At 71.9% G+C, this 15,752-nt stretch carries 10 protein-coding genes; 9 read left to right on the top strand and 1 reads right to left on the bottom strand.

Annotation, left to right across the window (positions count from 1 at the left end; translation table 11 throughout):
- The first annotated feature begins 30 nt into the window (after positions 1–30).
- Positions 31–501 (top strand): peroxiredoxin, encoded by a 471-nt coding sequence (locus tag POL67_RS13555; RefSeq protein WP_271917721.1) that lies wholly within the window; start codon positions 31–33, stop codon positions 499–501.
- A 13-nt stretch (positions 502–514) separates the two neighbouring features.
- Here the strand turns inward: POL67_RS13555 and POL67_RS13550 are convergent, their stop codons facing one another.
- Positions 515–1,507 (bottom strand): metallophosphoesterase, encoded by a 993-nt coding sequence (locus tag POL67_RS13550; RefSeq protein WP_271917720.1) that lies wholly within the window; start codon positions 1,505–1,507, stop codon positions 515–517.
- 230 nt (positions 1,508–1,737) lie between these two features.
- Between POL67_RS13550 and POL67_RS13545 the strand changes: the two genes are divergently transcribed.
- From POL67_RS13545 to POL67_RS13510, 8 genes are all read left to right on the top strand, one after another.
- Positions 1,738–3,711 (top strand): glycosyltransferase family 39 protein, encoded by a 1,974-nt coding sequence (locus POL67_RS13545; RefSeq protein ID WP_271917719.1) that lies wholly within the window; start codon positions 1,738–1,740, stop codon positions 3,709–3,711.
- Positions 3,708–4,862 carry a VWA domain-containing protein gene (locus POL67_RS13540; RefSeq protein WP_271917718.1) on the top strand — a complete coding sequence of 385 codons (1,155 nt, stop codon included), beginning with the start codon at positions 3,708–3,710 and terminating at the stop codon, positions 4,860–4,862. Before POL67_RS13545 ends, POL67_RS13540 begins: the two co-directional genes overlap by 4 nt.
- A complete protein-coding gene (locus POL67_RS13535) occupies positions 4,859–6,268 on the top strand; it encodes a YehQ C-terminal OB-fold domain-containing protein (RefSeq protein WP_271917717.1) in 1,410 nt (469 codons plus the stop codon). The genes POL67_RS13540 and POL67_RS13535 overlap by 4 nt, the downstream gene beginning before the upstream one ends.
- Entirely contained in the window at positions 6,265–6,597 is a 333-nt protein-coding gene (locus POL67_RS13530) for a hypothetical protein (RefSeq protein WP_271917716.1), read from the top strand. Before POL67_RS13535 ends, POL67_RS13530 begins: the two co-directional genes overlap by 4 nt.
- Positions 6,594–9,632, top strand: coding sequence for a DUF4132 domain-containing protein (locus tag POL67_RS13525; protein WP_271917715.1), 3,039 nt, complete (start codon positions 6,594–6,596; stop codon positions 9,630–9,632). Before POL67_RS13530 ends, POL67_RS13525 begins: the two co-directional genes overlap by 4 nt.
- 8 nt (positions 9,633–9,640) lie before the next feature.
- Positions 9,641–12,670, top strand: coding sequence for a PAS domain S-box protein (locus POL67_RS13520; RefSeq protein WP_271917714.1), 3,030 nt, complete (start codon positions 9,641–9,643; stop codon positions 12,668–12,670).
- Between the two features lie 101 nt (positions 12,671–12,771).
- Positions 12,772–14,742: an ATP-binding protein gene (locus POL67_RS13515; protein WP_271917713.1), complete on the top strand. Its 1,971-nt coding sequence runs from the start codon at positions 12,772–12,774 to the stop codon at positions 14,740–14,742.
- A gap of 40 nt (positions 14,743–14,782) precedes the next feature.
- Positions 14,783–15,736, top strand: a complete 954-nt coding sequence (locus POL67_RS13510; RefSeq protein ID WP_271917712.1) for a lysylphosphatidylglycerol synthase domain-containing protein — start codon at positions 14,783–14,785, stop codon at positions 15,734–15,736.
- Positions 15,737–15,752: the final 16 nt, after the last annotated feature.

Here is a 15,752-nt window from a genome sequence, read left to right as displayed (position 1 = left end):
GCTCCTTTCACTTTGCTACCCCTTTCTACGATGAGCTCGCTCAAGGTCGGGGATCGCGCTCCGGAGATCGACGCACAGACGAGCGCCGGCAACCGGTTCGTCCTCTCCAAGCAAGAGGGGCTTTGCTCCGTCGTGTACTTCTTCCCGAAGGCGTTCACGCCCGTGTGCACGGGCGAAACCATGGCCTTCCGGGACAACTACAACGAGCTCTTGCTGGCCGGCGCGAACCTCGTCGGCGTGAGCACGGACGATACCGACACGCAGTGCAAGTTCGCCGGTGACCTCCACGTGCCGTTCCCGCTCATCGGGGACGCGGACAAACAGATCGCGCGCGCCTACGACGTGCTCTGGCCGGTCGTCGGGGTGGCGCAGCGGTACACGTTCGTCGTGAGCCCGGCGATGATCATCGAGGCGGTCTTCCACCACGAGCTCAGCGCGCAGAAGCACCGCGACGATGTGCTGCGCTTCGTGCACGCAAAGTTCGAAGCGCAGCGGGCATGAGGCTCTAGCTCGTTCAGATCTTCTTGCGCTCGCGCTTCTCGCGCTTGGCGACGACGGCGGCGGCGCGCTTGGCCATGATCTCGGGCGTGGGCGGGCGGCCGGGCAGCGGGGCCTGGTCGTCGTGGTGCTCTTCGATCGCGCCGGGCTCGTAGCCGAGCTCGAAGATGGCGACCTCGCGCTGACCTCGATCGCCGAGGCGGATCGGCATGACGGACGCGCCGATGCCCGCGCCGACGTACACCGCGCCGCGGTGCGCGCCGCCGCTCCTGCGGCTGCCGTAGAGGCCGTGCACGTAGCGGTGCCCCGCGAGCTTGCCGATCGCGAGCTCGTGCAGGCGGGCGAGCGTGACCTGGCCGGCGTGGGTGTGGCCGGACAGGACGAGCGGGACGTCGCCCAGGGCCCAGAGCCCGTCCGCCTCCTCGGCGATGTGGGACATGGCGATCGTCGGCAGATCACGGCGCAGGCCCTTCAAGGCCTCGTCCCTGCGGGCGTGGCCGGTGTACGCGTCGTCCAGGCCGACGACCTGGAGCATCTGGTGGCGCAGGCCGATGATGGTGTGGCGATTGTCGAGGACCTCGACGCCGCCGCGGCGCAAGGCCTCTCGCACCTCCTCCGCGCCGGACCAGTAATCGTGGTTGCCGAGCACCGCCATCACAGGCGCCTCGAAGCGCCGCACGAGGGCTTCCAGGCGGTCGAGGTACTGCTGGCTGTGGCACACGAAATCGCCCGTGAGCAGGACGAGATCGGGCTTCTCCGCATTGGTCAGCTCGACCGCGGCGAGCTGCACGGCCCACGGGGTCACGCGGCCGACGTGGAGGTCGGTCAGGTGCGCGATGCGCAGGTGGGAGAGGTGCTCGGTGTAGTGCGCGGGGCCAGCAAAGCGCCGGACCTGGATGCGCGTCTTGGCGCGGGCGACGGCTGCGGGCGGGAGGACGGTCTCGTCGCCGGGCAGGTGGCCGCGGTACTGCTCGAGGAGCAAGCCTTCGGAGGGAGGGGTGCTCGGCACGAGGGATCAGTATAAGGCCCGCGAGCACACAAGCTATTGCTTTTGCCCGGGATTCGCCGCTCGCTCGCGCGAGGCTCCCGAGGCCTCCAGGCCTTTCGCGGTGTCCACTTTACCCGGGGGGGACCGTCGTTTAGCGTCCGAGCCTGCGGATGGCGGAGCGGGGATGGCGCGGTGCCCTCCGGAGGGCGAGGGCGTTCGCGGAGAGGCCGTGGCTCCGCGTGTTCCTCGTCGTGACATCGCTCCTCGCGGCCTCATTTTTGCTTTGGCCCGGAGCCGAAGCGCCGAAAAAGACGACGTGGGAGGACCTCATCCTCCCGCTCGCACCGGGAGCGGTCGTAGCGCGTGGGTATCACCTGTCTCCGCCGCGGCGGGGCGAGGAGCAGGACGTCATCTTCACGGCGCGGCGCGAGGCCGGGCCGGAAGGACCTGCGGGACGGATCGAACTGCACGTCGTGGATCGGGGGCGATGGCCCGGCGTGCGCGAGACGAAGAGCTTCGGCGTGGCCTACGAGACGCCGCGCTCCACGGCGCCGAACGAGGATCTGGAAGCGGTGACGCAGGCGCTCCGCGACGCGATCGACCGGAACGACACAGGGCTCGATCCGCCCTCGTCGATCCCGCTCGCGGCCGAGCCGGAGCTGCCGCTTTTGGCGCGCGTACTCGGGCGGCTCGCAGGGTTCCGCAGGATCGTGGTGCCAGCGCTGCTCGCGCTCGCGATGGGGCTCATGGGATCCCTCCCGCGCGGGGATGCGTTCGTCGCGGCTTCGCTTTTTGGTCTCGGGCTCGTGCTGCGGGCGCTGCACCTCGATGGGCCGTTCGTGCACGACCAGGACGTGCAACGTCTCTTCACGGGGTCGCTGCCGCTCGGCGAGATCCTGATGGGCAAGGGGCTCGAGGATCGGCACCCGCCGCTCTGGTTCGTCGTGTTGCATGTCGCGTGCAAGTTCGGGGGTTCCGAGGCGATCATGCGCGCACCGGCGGCGATCGCGGGGGCGCTCGTTGCGCCGGCGATCGTGTGGGGCGCGCGGCTCGTGCGCGGGCGCGCGGGGCCGCTCGGGGCGATCGCGGCGCTCCTCGTGGCCGTGAGTCCGGGTTTTGTCGTGCACGCGCGCCAGGTGAGCGAGATCCCGCTGTTCGGGCTGCTCGTGGTGGTGACGTGCGCGCTCGTGGCGCGGCTTGCGGAGCGGCCTTCCCGGGCGGCGCGCATCGGGCTCACGGCGTCGACGGCGCTCCTCGCATGGACGTATTACCTCGCGCCGCTGGTGATCGCGGGCGTGCTCCTCGGGCTCGTCGCGGCACGCAAACCGCTGCGAAACGTGGCTCTGCCGATCGGCGTCGGGGCCGCGCTCGGCGCGCCGGCGCTCGTCCTGCTCTGCGTGACGGTCGTACGAGATCACGGCGCGCGTGAGGTCGCCGAGCGATTCCCGGACCTCGCGTGGGGGAACCACGCGCCGATTCCAATGCTCCTCGGGCTCCTCGGTGAAACGATGTCGTGCGTGGGCCTCGGGGTGCCGTTCCTCGTGGGAGCCGCCGTGATGCTCGCGCTCCGGGCGCCACGATGCGTGGGGCCCGTGGTGGCCGCGGGCGCGGCGCTCGTGACCGCGATCGGCATCGCGCTCGTCGCGAAAGTGGCGCGCGTGCAGACCTATTACTTCGTCGCCGTGGCGCCGGCACTCGCGTTCGCGCTCGCGGTCGCGCCACACCGGTACGTCCCGACGTGGGTCTGGTCGCTGCTCGGCAGCGCCGCGCTGTCGCTCCTGTTTTCCCTGGGCGCCCCTCGCGCGCACCGCACCTACGTGCCCGACGTGGACGCGTTCATGCCTCGCTTCGCCGCGCTCGCCGCGAGCCGCCCGGAACGACGCATCGTCACGGTCGCGCATTACGACGCAACCCTGCTCGCGTATTACCTCCAGCGCGCCGCGAACGCGCCCGCCGAATGGCCACGGACCGAGGTCTCGGGCGAGTTCGTCCTGGACCAAGCGGGCCGCCGGATCCTGCCGCTCGTGCAGGTGCATCGGATGGACGACCCCTCGGACGAAGTGGCGCGGGACCACCTGCTCGCGGCGATCGCTGAAGGCCCGACGCTCGTGATCGAGCGGGACGCGTTCGTCCTCGCGCCGGTGCACGATGTGATCGCGCGGTGCGAGGTGCTGATTGAGGCGCCGTCGGCGCGGCTCGTCTCTTGCGGGGGAGATGCGCGATGACGCAGGGCGCGGACGAGAAGAAGCGCGAGGCGGCGCGGCGGCTGCGCCTGCTCTTCGGGCGCTTCGCGGACAGCTCGCTCGGCAGCCCCCTCGAAGGCGACGAGGTGCTCCTGCGGATCGACGAGGATCTTTCGTTCCTTTACGACCGCGCGTTCCGGCGCGGCCCCTCGCAGGGCGCGCGCGGCGCGGGCCTCGGGCCGAGCGTGCTCCGGCCTTCGACGTGGCTCGCGAGCGTGGAGGAGCTCTTCCCGCCCGAAGCGCGCGTGGTGATGGAAGAAGACGCGGCGGCGCGTCACGGGCTCGCAGCGCTGCTCGAAGATCCGGCGGCGCTCGCCTCGGTGACGCCCTCGCCCGCGATCCTCGCGCTCCTCGTGCGGCTGCGCGGGCAGATCCCGGAGGCCTCGCTGCCTGCGGCGCGGCGCCTCATCGAGGAGGCCGTGCGGGATCTTTCGCGCGCGCTCGCGACGGAGCTCGCCCCTGCGCTCACGGGTTCGTCCGGGCCACGCCGCCGGACGAACCTGCGCGTCCTCGCGAACCTCGACGCGCGGCGCACGGTGCGCGAGAACCTCCGGCACTACGACCGCGCGCGCGGCGTGCTCGGCGTCGAGCGGCTCGTCTTTCGGCGGCGGCTCGCGCGGCAGTCGCGCATGAGGCTCGTCGTCCTGCTCGATCAGAGTGGCTCGATGGTGGACAGCGTGGTGCAGGCGGCGATCCTCGCGGCGATCTTCGCGTCGGTCCCGTCGATCGATCTGCGCCTCGTCGCGTTCGACACGCACGTGGTGGACATGACGGAGATCGCCGGGGATCCGGTGGAGGTGCTCTTCTCGCTGCAGCTCGGCGGTGGGACGTTGCTCTCGCGGGCCGTGGGGTACGCGGCGACGCTGGTCGCGGAGCCGCGGCGCACGCTGGTCGTGTTGATCTCGGATTTCCGCGAGGGAGGCGCGCTCGGCGCGCTCGTGACACGGGTGAAGGATCTGCTCGACGCCGGGGTGACGGTGCTCGGGCTCGTGGCCCTCGGCGACAAGGGCGCGGGCGGCTTCGACCGGCGCGTGACCGGGGCGCTCGCGGCGCTCGGCATGCCGATCGGCGCCATGACGCCGCGGGAGCTCGCGGCCTGGGTCGGGCGTCACGTGCGAGGGGGCGAGACGTGACGAGCCGGCGGGAAGCACCAGCCGGGATGCGTCGCGCGGCGGCGCGGACCGAGCTCGTGGCCGTACCGATGGGCGAAAGCGCCGTGCGCATCGGAGGCGCGACGATCACGTGGCGTGAGGGGCGCGTCCGGTGTGATTGCCCGATGGGGGACGCGCCCGCGTGCCTGCATCGGCTCGTCGCGCGCGGCGACGAACGGACGCGGGATCTCGGCCGACGCGCGGGCCCCACGGAGCCGCCGGCCGCCCCGTTCCCCGAGCCCACGAAGGCGGAGCCACTCCCCGCCGAGGACGCCGCGCGGTTCGCGCCGATCCTGGCCGAGGTGGACCTGCTCGTGGCGGAGGTCGTGACGCTCGGCTTGCGGCGCGCGGCGCGTGTCTCGACGGATCGGGTGCGCGAGCTCGCCGCGCGCGCGGCGGCGATGCGACCGCGCGCGCGCGGGCCCCGGGATGCGGGGCTCGGCAGGCTCGCGCGGGCCCTCGATCGGCTCGCGGCGCTCTTGCCGGTGCTCGATGGCCCGGACGCGGGCGCGGCCGAAGTCGACGCGCTCCGGGCCCTCGCCCTCACGCGGAACCTCGGGCGCGCGCTCCGGGCGAACACGGGCGCGCTGCCGCTCGAAGACATCGCGGGCGCATCACAACGCGCGTACGTCGAGGTGCCGCCGATCGAGGTGCAGGGGCTCGGGCTCGAAGCGTGGGTCGCGGCAGGCGGCGTGGCGGGGGTGACGGCGTACGTGGCCGTGCTCGGCGAGGATCGTGTCCTCGCGCGGACGCTGCTCACGAAGGGGAAAGCCGCGCATCCTGCGGACCCGCGCACCTGGGCGGAGGGGCTCGCGGCTGGGCCCGCGTTCGCGCGGAGCGGCATCACGATGCGGGATCTCGCGCGGGGTCGGTTCGCGCTCTCCGGCGCGCGGATCGCGCTCTCGCACGGGCGCCTCTCGGGCAGCCGCGCGACGAGCGTGGCGCTGCGGCCGGCGCTCCCGCCGGGCGACGCCCGCCTCGCGCAGCACGTCCTCGCGGGGCCGCAGGACGCGGCGCGGCTCGCGCGGGGCCTCGTCTTCGATGCGCTCGGCCGCCCGCCGCGCTCCTCGCCGATCGTGCTCCTGCCCGTGCAGCGTTTGTCCCCGAGCGACTTCGATCACGCGACCCAGGAGCTCTCGCTCCGCATGCGCGCCTCCGCGGGCGTGGAAATCCGGACCTCGCTCTCGTTCCGGGAAGAGCGCTCGCTCCTGTTCGACAACCTCGAAGTGCTGAGCCGCGCCGCGAGGCCGCCGCGTTTCCTCTGCGTCCGCCTCTCCCGCGAAGGAGGCGCGCTCGTGATCGAGCCCATCTCGGCCGTGCTCGCGGACGGCACCACGCTCGATCTCACGCTCGACGTCGTGGATCCCGCGCTCGAGGTGACGCTGTGATCGCAGAGCGGCTCGCGCGGCAGGCACGGGCGGCGATCGAGGAGCTCGCCGCGGCCGGCGCGCTCGAACGCACGGAACACCGGTCGATCGCGTTCCGGCGGCTCGCGGCGGACGCGCAGGCCATCGGCCTGTTCGACCTCGCGACGCGGCTCGAAGCCGTGGCCATGGCGCTCGACGCGCAAGCAGGGCTCGGGCCGCGGCCGAACACGGCGCTCGCCGAGGCGCTGCTCGCATCGTACGACCGGATCGAAGCGCTCTCCACGAGGCTCGCGCGCTCCGCGCTTCTCGCGGCGTTCGGGGCCCACGACGACAACACGGAGGCGCCGTGATCCATCCGGCGCACGATCCCGATCCGGAGGCCGTTTACCTCGTGCGCTTCCGCTCCCTCGTCTCGGCCGTGCGTGTCGTCGAGGTTCGCGCGGAGGCCTGGCCGGCGCGCCGCGTCGTCGAGCAGCACGAAGGTTCCTTCGCCGAGGATGTCCTTCTCCTGCGGATCGAGCCTCGCCAGGAAGTCCCCTTCCCGCTTCGCCTTCACGGCGAGCGCCCCGAGGACGATTCCCATCACGAACGCGTGCGCCGCGCGAGCCGGGTGTTCCTCCGCGCCACCGCGCTCGTCGAGGCGCGCCCTCGCCGCGCGGAGCAGACGTTCCAGGCGCTCGAAGCGCTCTTCGAGGAGATCGGCCCCGATGCCGCGGCCTCGATGTGGCTCGAAGCCGCGCGGACCTTCCTCGCGCTCGGCGACGAGGAACACGCGTCGCGCGCGCTCCGCCGCCTCGCTCGACTTGCGCGACGCGCGCCCGTCTCCGCGGCGCTCCTCGTCGCTGTGGTGACCTCGCCACGCCACGGAACGATCCTGCCCGGCGAGATCGTGGACGTCGCGGCCGAACACGCAGGGTCCGACGCGGGCTTGTCGCTGCGCCTCGACGTCTTGCGGCGTCTGCTCGAAGCCGGCCGCGACGTACCTCCGGGAACGATGGCGGCCCTGACGAACGCGGCGCAGGCCTCGGAGGATCCCGCCGCGGCCGCGTCCCGGATCGACGCGGCCTTCCTCGGTTGTTTTGGCCTCGTAGGCACGTGGGCACCCGCGGGCGAGGCCTCGCTCGTACGCGCGCGACTCCAGGCGCTCTGGGCACACTCGCATGCGTCGGGCGACCACGGCTTCCGCGTGCGCAACGACCTCGCTGCCGCGCTCCGCACCACGCGGGGCGCTCTCGACGCGGCACGCCTCGCCGCCCTGCTCGACCTGCTCGTTCCTGCGAGCCCGAGCGACGACACCTCCCTCCTCCTCGACGTCACGCGGAGCCTGCTCGGCGCGCTCGCGCGCGAGAACGACCCATCTGCCGAGGACATTTGCGTTCGAGCCCTTCTCCACCTCGCCGACGTCGCCCCGACGAACCTCTTTGTTCACGCGAACGAGATCGGTCCTGCACTCGCGGACGCCTTCGACAACCCCCCGTCGCGCCCGCTGCTCGCCGCGCTCCTCGCCGATCTCGATGCCGCCTCACGCCACGTCGATCCTTCCCGCGTGCTCTCCGAGGCGCTCGATCGAGGCGCAGGCGCCCGCCTCGCGCCGGCCGAGACGGACCCACCTCCACGCTCCGGCTCACGCACGCGCCGCGTCCGTTCCCTCGCGCGATGGCTGCCCACACCGCTCGTCACCGCGACCCTCGCCGCGCTCGCCGCGTCCGCCGAGGATGCCGCGTCCGCTGCGGTCGCCGCCGCACCCGCGCTCGCCTTCGTCTGGGCGCTCCGCCTCCTCGGCCTCGCGCAGGACGAGCGCACCTCCCCCGATCTCGCCGAGGACACGCTCTCCCTCGCCGAAGCCCTCGCGCAACGCCTCGACCCTCGCCTCGTCACCCCGAGCGCCGTCGCCGCCGCGGATCCAACCCTCCACCTCGCACACCCCGATCCTGCCGCGCTCCTCCGCGGCGTCGCGGTCGCACGAACTTCCCTCGCCGATCCTGGCGCCCTCCGCCCCGAGCGCTGGCCCGCGCCCACGCTCCCTGGCCTCTCCGATCCACGCGACGCACGGTTTGTCCTTCTCGCGTGGTCCCTCTCGACACTCGACGCGCGCGAGGCCGGCACCCATCACCTCACCTTCGCGCGGATCGCCGACGCAACGCCCCTCGCGCGCGCCGGCGCCGGCCGCCTCTCGCCCTCGCCCCTCGCCTTGCGGGGCGTCTCTTCCTCGCTCGCGCGCCTCACCACGACAAATCTGCTCCGCGTCCCCACCGCGGACGAACCCTCCCTCCGCGACGTCGTCCTCCTCTGCGCCCCGCGTGATCTCGCCGAAGCGTTCGCCCGCGACGTCGGCGTCTCCCCGCGCCTCCTCGTCGAGGCCCCGGCACCTGTACCGACCCACGTCGATCCTACGCCGCCCCTCGTCCCTCGCGATCTCCCCTTCCCCGACCTCGATCCCGCGCGCCCGCTCACCGCCCTCTTCCCACGACGAACCTCCCGTAATCCCGCGCTCGTCCCCGCGCGTGATCCTGCGCTGCCGCGCTCCCCCGTGATCGCCGGCCACATCGTCTCGGTCGGCCCCCGCGGCGAGCTTGCCGTCACCCCCGAAGGCGCCTCGTCCCCGCTCCGCCGCGTCCCTTCGGCCGTACGCAAAGACGAACGCTACCGCGCGCTCGTCCGCGGCCGCCGCGCCGAACGCGCCCGCAGGCACGAAGCCGCACGGCTCCTCGAAGACCGCATGATCAGCGCCACGCCCCTACGCGCAGACGAGCTCGCGTGGCTCCTCGACGATCCCCTCCACGCCTCGCTCCTCTCGCACCTCGTCATCACCACGCGCCCCCGTGATCCCGGGCCTCCCCGTGATCTCGCGCTCCTCTGGTCCTGGGAGCGCGCGCGTGGCCTCGGCGTTGTCCCGCTCGACTATGACGCGCGCTGGATCGGCTGGACCGACGTCGAGATCGTCCACCCGGCCCGCTTGCCCGATGCGGCCGCGTGGCGCGCACTGCTCGACGAGCTCAGCCTCAAACAGGCGCTCCCCCAGCTCTTCCGTGATCTGCGCGGCGTCCCCGACGACGAGCTCGACAGCACCGAAAGCAACGTCCTCGCGCGTCGCCTCGTCGACGCGGCCGCCCTCCGACGCGCGCTCACGGACGAGGGCTTTTGCACCGGGCCGGGGCTCGCCACGCGAACGTTTGTACATCAACCGTCCGACCAAAACGTCACGGCCTGGTTCGATGCCGGCCGTCCGCCCTGGCCGCGCGACGCTGCGTACTCTGGTGCCTTTGGTTTTTGCGATCCGAACGGCGTCGCACTCGCGTTCTCCTCCGTCCCCAGGCCTCTCGTTTGTGAGGCGCGGGCCAGCATCGACCGCGCCCTTGCGCGCGCCGCGCCACGCGCGAGATAGTTTCGGTCTTGCCCAGCCGCCTCACCGCCTCGATCCTCGGACGGAGCTCTCCCGCGCGCATCTCGCTCGAAGCCGAGCTCCGCGCCGCCGGTTTCGCTCTGCTCTCGAACGAGGCCCCCGCAGACATCGGCGAGCCGTCCCTCCGCGTCGTCCTCGATCTCGAAGACGACGATCCCTCCGTCGCCCTCGACGCTTGCCGCGCGGCGCGCGCGCGTGAAGGCACCGCTGCCCTCGCAGCGGCGACCGAACGTGACGTGGACGCGCACCTCCGCGCGCTCGTCGATGCGGGCGCCGACGAGCTCTTCGTCCTGCCGCACGACACGCCGCGCCTCGGCCCACGCCTCGCCGCGATCCACCGCCGCATCCAGACGACCGAACGCATCCTCGACGAGAAACGCGACGTCGAGCGACGGCACGAGCACCTCTACGAGCACGCGCCCATCATCCTGCACTCGATCGACGCCGAAGGCCGCCTCGTCAGCGTCAGCGACGGCTGGCTCGACGCGCTCGGCTACGATCGCGCCGAGGTCCTCGGCCGCCGCTCCGTCGACTTCATGACCGAGGCCTCCCGCGCGCATGCCCTCGCGCGGATCCCCGAGCTCTTCCGGCGCGGCGTCGGCCGCAACAGCCGGTACGAGTTCGTGCGCAAGGACGGCAGCCTCCTCGAGGTCGTGATGACCGTGCTCGTCGAGCGCGACGCCGCGGGCAAGCTCCTCCGCACGTTCGCGGTCTCGACCGACCTCAGTGAGATCCGCGAGGTCGAGCGGGCCCTCGCGCAGGCGAACGACGAACTGCACACCCTGCTCGCCGCGTTCCCCGACAACATCTTCCGCGTCACCGAGGACGGCACCGTCCTCGAAGCCCATTTCGGCAGGCTCCAGCGTCGGCGCAGCGTCGAGTCGCTCCCTGCGCTCGTCGGCAAGAACCTCGCCGAGATCCTGCAGCCGCTGCGGGCGCCGGAGGTCCTCGACGCCATCACGAAGGTCCGCGGGACGACCGACATCGCCTCCCTCGACTACGAGACACGGGGAATCGACGGCGCCCCCATGTTTCGTGAAATCCGCATCGCCGCCCTGCCCCGCGGCGAGGCGCTGATCCTGAGCCGCGACGTGACGGATCTGCGCCACTCCGAGGCGCTCCTCCGCGAAAACGAGGCACGCCTCCGCGCCCTGCTCGACCACGCCCCCGTGGTCCTGTGGGCGGTCGAGCGCGACGGCACCATCACGTTCGCCGAGGGCAAAGGCCTCGCGCACCTGGGCTTCCGGCCGGGTGAGCTCGTCGGCACCTCCGTCTTCAATCTTCCCAGCGACCCTGGGGGTTTGCAGCAGGTGGACGAGCCGCTCGCGGGCCGGACCTACAAGGGCGAGATCCCGGTGGGCGGTGTCTGGTTCGAACACGCCTCCTGGCCCCTCCGCGACCCCTCGGGGGAGGTCATCGGTGCGATCGGCGTCTCCACCGACATCACCGAGCGGCGCCGCGTCGAGCGCGCGCTGCACGAGAGCGAGCGGCTCGCACAGGCCGTCTTCGAAAACGCGCCCGTGGGCATCCAGATCTTCGGCCCCGACGGCCTCTCCATGCGGATGAACGAGGCGCACCGCAGGCAGCTCGGCCTCGCCAGCACGACCTTCGGCGTCGGCCAGTTCAACGCGCTCACCGATCCCCTTCACGTCGAGACCGGCATGGATGTGTGCTTCGCGCGCGCCTACGCGGGCGAGATCGTCGAGATGCACGGGCAGGACGTGAACCTCGATGTCTACGGCAGCGCCTGGAGCAGCTCTCGCGCGCGCCTCGTCTTCGACACCATCCTCTTCCCCCTCCGCGACGGCGACGAGACGCGCGCCGTCGTCGCCTTCTGCCGCGACGTCACCGAGCGCAGGCACGCCGAGGCGCGCCTGCTCCTCGCCGATCGCCTCGCCTCCCTCGGCACGATGGCGGCTGGCGTCGCCCACGAGATCAATAACCCCCTCTCGTTCGTCCTCGCGAACCTGGAGTTCGTCGCGGGCGCCCTGCGCGCGCTCCCTCCCGACGCCGCCACGTACGAGGCCGCCACGCAGGCCCTCGACGAGGCCCTCGAAGGCGCGCGCCGCATGCGCGCCATCGTGCGCGACATGGGCACCTTCTCCCGCGCCGACGGCGAGCCCGCCGAACGCGGACCCATCGACGTGCACGGCGTCCTCGACAAGGCCATCCGCATGACCCACCACGCCCTGCGCCACCGCACCCGCGTCACGCGCGCGTACGGCGACGTGCCCGCGGTCCTCGGCAACGAACCGCGGCTCGGCCAGGTCTTCGTCAACCTCCTCGCCAACGCTGCGCAGGCCATGCCCGATCGCCCCGAGTCGGAGAACGAGATCCGCCTCATCACCCGATCGCTCGACCGCCGCGTCGTCATCGAGATCGTGGACAACGGCGTCGGCATCCCGCTCGAGCTCGTCTCGCGCATCTTCGATCCGTTCTTCACGACGAAGCCCGTCGGCGAGGGCATGGGCCTCGGCCTCTCGGTTTGTCATAGCATCGTCACCGCCCTCGGCGGCGAGCTCTCCGTCGAGAGCACGCCCGGCACAGGCTCGACCTTCCGCGTGATCCTCCAGGCCGCCGAGCCTGCGACGCACCCGCGTGAAGGCCTCCGCCCCGCGGGGCGCGGCGACCGCCCCCGTGTCCTCTTCGTCGACGACGAACCGTACGTCTGCGCCGCCGTCCGCCGTGTGCTCGGCCGCGACATGGATCTCGTCTGCGCCTCCGGCTCCGAGGAGGCGCTCGAGCTCGTCCGCGGCGGCGAGCGCTTCGACGTCGTCCTCTGCGACCTCATGATGCCGGGCACGAGCGGCGTCGCGCTCTACACCTCCCTGCTCGCGCTTGATCCCGCGCTCGATCGGCGCGTCGGCTTCTTGACGGGAGGCGCCTGCACGGACGAGGTCCGCTCGTTCGTCGGTGACGTCGGCGATCGGCTCCTCTACAAACCGTTCGAGTCCGAAGCATTTCGCGCGCTCGTCTTCGCGCTCGCCTCGGGGAGCATGCCCCCGAGGAAGGTGGGCTAGAACCACGACACGATCGGGCGCCTCGACCGAGGCTCGCCCCTGCGTCGCTCCTCGTCCGCAGGCTCCCGCCGACCCCGGGCATGTTTTATGGACCGGGCCTGATGGCGTCTCGTCTCGACCTCGTCCCGGGAGAATGGAGAGGCCGGCAGCACTGGACATCGTCCCCTGCCGGCCTCTTCCTGGTGCTCGGCACGGTGGGCGGCACGGTCGTGCTGCGCGAGAGCCTGGAGCCCTTCCTCGGCGCGTCCTCGCCCATGCTCGTCTTCGTCCTGCCGGTGACCATCTGCGCCGCGGCGGGAGGGTTCTGGCTGGGCCTGCTCGCCACGCTCCTCGCGCTCGGCGCGGGCACCTTCTTCTTCCTCGAACCCGTCCACGCGCTCGCGCTCACGACCCCCGCAGACCTCGTACGGCTCCTCCTCTTCTGCTTCATCGGCGTCGCCATCAGCGCCGTGAGCGGCCGCATGCACCGCGAGGTCGAGCGCAGCCGCGAGGCCGAGCGCATCCTCGCCGAGCGCGCGCAGGCGAGCGCCACGAACGCCCAGCACTTCCGCACCCTCCTCGCCTCCCGCACCCTCGGCGTCGCCTCCTTCCGCGGCGACGCGATCGTCGAGGCGAACGACACCTTCCTCGACCTTCTTGGTTTGAGCTCCCACGAATTCGCCGCGCGCCAAGGCAAGCTCTCGTGGCGCGAGCTCACGCCCCGCGAACACCGCACCGCCGACGAGCGTGCCGGCCGGCAGCTCCGCACGACGGGGTCTTGCGCGCCCTACGAGAAGGAGTTCTTCCGGAAAGACGGCAGCCGTGCCCCGGCCTTGATCGGCGGCGCCGTCCTCCTCGGCCGCGAAGGGCGCGACCTCACCGGCATGTTTTACGTCATCGATCTCTCGCGCCTCCGCCGCGCCGAACAGGCCCTGCGCGAGAGCGACGCCCGCCTCCGGCTCGCACTCGACGCGGCCCGCGCGGGCTCGTGGGCCTGGGACGCGGTGACGGACCACCTCGTCTGGTCCGAGCGCAACTTCGAGCTCTACGGCGTCGATCCGAGGTACGTCCCGACGATCGAACGATGGATCGAGGCCATCCACCCTGAGGATCGCGAGCGCATCCTGGACGAGTCCGACCGCATGCTCGCGAGCGGCGCCGAGCACTTCCGCCTGGAGCTCCGCGTCGCCCACGCCGCTCCCGGGAACCGCTGGATCGCCATCCTCGGCCAGGTCCACCGCGACGAGCGTGGCCACGTCGTGCGCGCCGCGGGCTTGACGCTCGACATCACCGACCACCGCAACATCGAGGAGGCCGAGCGCGCGGCCCGCGCCGAGGCCGAGCGCGCGAGCCGCCTCAAGGACGAGTTCGTCGCGACGCTCTCGCACGAGCTCCGCACGCCCCTCACCGCCGTCCTCGGCTGGGCGCAGTTCTTGAAGCGCTCGCCCCGCGGCGGCGACAAACTCGATCGCGGCCTCGAGGTCATCGAGCGCAACGCACGCGCCCTCGCCCAGCTCGTCTCCGATCTCCTCGACGTGAGCCGCATCGTCACCGGCAAGATCCACCTCGACGTCGCGCCCTTTGATCTTGGCGCCGTCGTCGCCTCCGCGGCCGAGACCGTGCGTCCCTCCGCCGAACAGAAGGGCGTCACGCTCGACATCCACGTCGCGCCGATCGGCGAACCCCTCCTCGGTGACGGCGCCCGCATCGAGCAGCTCCTCTGGAACCTCCTCTCGAACGCCATCAAGTTCTCGCCCTCGGGCGGCCGCGTCGAGGTCACGGTGCGCCCGCAGCGGGGCCGCGCCGTCATCGTCGTCCGCGACTTCGGCCAGGGCATCGCGCCCGCGTTCTTGCCGCACCTCTTCGAGCGCTTCCGCCAGGAGGACGCCTCTTCGTCGCGGCGCCACGGCGGCCTCGGCCTTGGCCTCTCCATCGTCAAGCACATCACCGATCTCCACGGCGGCCGCGTGTCTGCCGAGAGCGCGGGCCCGGGCCACGGCGCGACGTTCACCGTCGAGCTCCCGCTCCCCTCCGACAGCCGCGGCACGGCCGCTCGCCACGCCGCGCCCACGCCCATACGACCTGCCGGCTGATCGACCTTCGCCTCGGCCGGGATCTGGTACGTTCGCGCCGATGGCCGAAGCGCCTCCCCGCCCCGAAGGCGAGCCCCCGCGATCCCTCGTGCGCGCCGTCCTGCCGTTCGTCGTCTCGATCGCCCTCGTCGTGTTCGTCCTCGCCCGCCTCGATCTCCGGGCGTTCCAGCAGCACCTCGCGCGTGTCTCGGCGCCTTCGTTTGTCGCGTTCGCCGCTGTCTTCGTGATCTCGCTTTGCGCTGCCGACAGCCTGGCGACCGTGCTCGTCTATCGCAAATCCGTCGCGCCCATTCCATTTCGTGATTTTTTCATCCTCCGCGGCGCCTCGTACCTGCCTTCCCTCCTGAACCACCACGTCGGCCAGGCCTTCCTCACCGTCGCCCTCTCCCGGATTCACGGCGTCCCCCTCGCGCGCGTCGCCGGCGCCACGCTGCTCGTATATGCGTCCTGGATGGGCTCGATCCTCGGCCTCTCGTGTATCGCCATCCTGCTCGGGGACAAACCTCTCGTTTGGCTCGCCATCCCCCTCGGCGCGGGCCTCCTCTACCTCGCCCTCCTCGCGATCCGCCCGACGAGGCTCGCCTCCATTCGTGTCCTCGCGCCCCTCTTCGAGGCGGGCGTGCGTGGGCACCTGTGGGCCCTCGTCGCGCGCCTGCCGCACCTCGTCGTGCTTTTCCTCGGCACGTGGATTCCCTTCTGGTTTTTTGGCGTGAAGATCCCCCCCGCGAGTGCGTTTGCCTTCATTCCCATCCTGATGGTCGCCGTCACCTTGCCCCTCACGCCACAGGGGTTTGGAACGCGGGACGTCCTCGCGGCAACGTTGTTCGAGTCCTTCGCCTCCTTCCCGACGAAGGGCGAGCGCCTCGCGGCCATCGCGGCGTCGACCACCGCGTGGGGCGTGACCATCACGCTCGTCGAGATCGTCTTTGCGCTCTTCATGCTCCGATTGCATCAGAAACGCGCGACTCTCCCTGAACTCCCCGTGACGCGCTGACGGGCTCTCCCCGACC

Origin of the sequence: Polyangium mundeleinium, from assembly GCF_028369105.1 — a bacterium.
GTDB lineage: Bacteria > Myxococcota_A > Polyangia > Polyangiales > Polyangiaceae > Polyangium > Polyangium mundeleinium.
This window is presented reverse-complemented; position numbering and strand designations above follow the sequence as displayed.

Excerpts from the sequence above, each read along its gene's own strand:
- POL67_RS13555 (WP_271917721.1), top strand. The coding sequence starts at position 31 with ATGAGCTCGCTCAAGGTCGGGGATCGCGCTCCGGAGATCGACGCACAG.
- POL67_RS13540 (WP_271917718.1), top strand. The coding sequence starts at position 3,708 with ATGACGCAGGGCGCGGACGAGAAGAAGCGCGAGGCGGCGCGGCGGCTG.
- POL67_RS13515 (WP_271917713.1), top strand. The coding sequence starts at position 12,772 with ATGGCGTCTCGTCTCGACCTCGTCCCGGGAGAATGGAGAGGCCGGCAG.
- POL67_RS13510 (WP_271917712.1), top strand. The coding sequence starts at position 14,783 with ATGGCCGAAGCGCCTCCCCGCCCCGAAGGCGAGCCCCCGCGATCCCTC.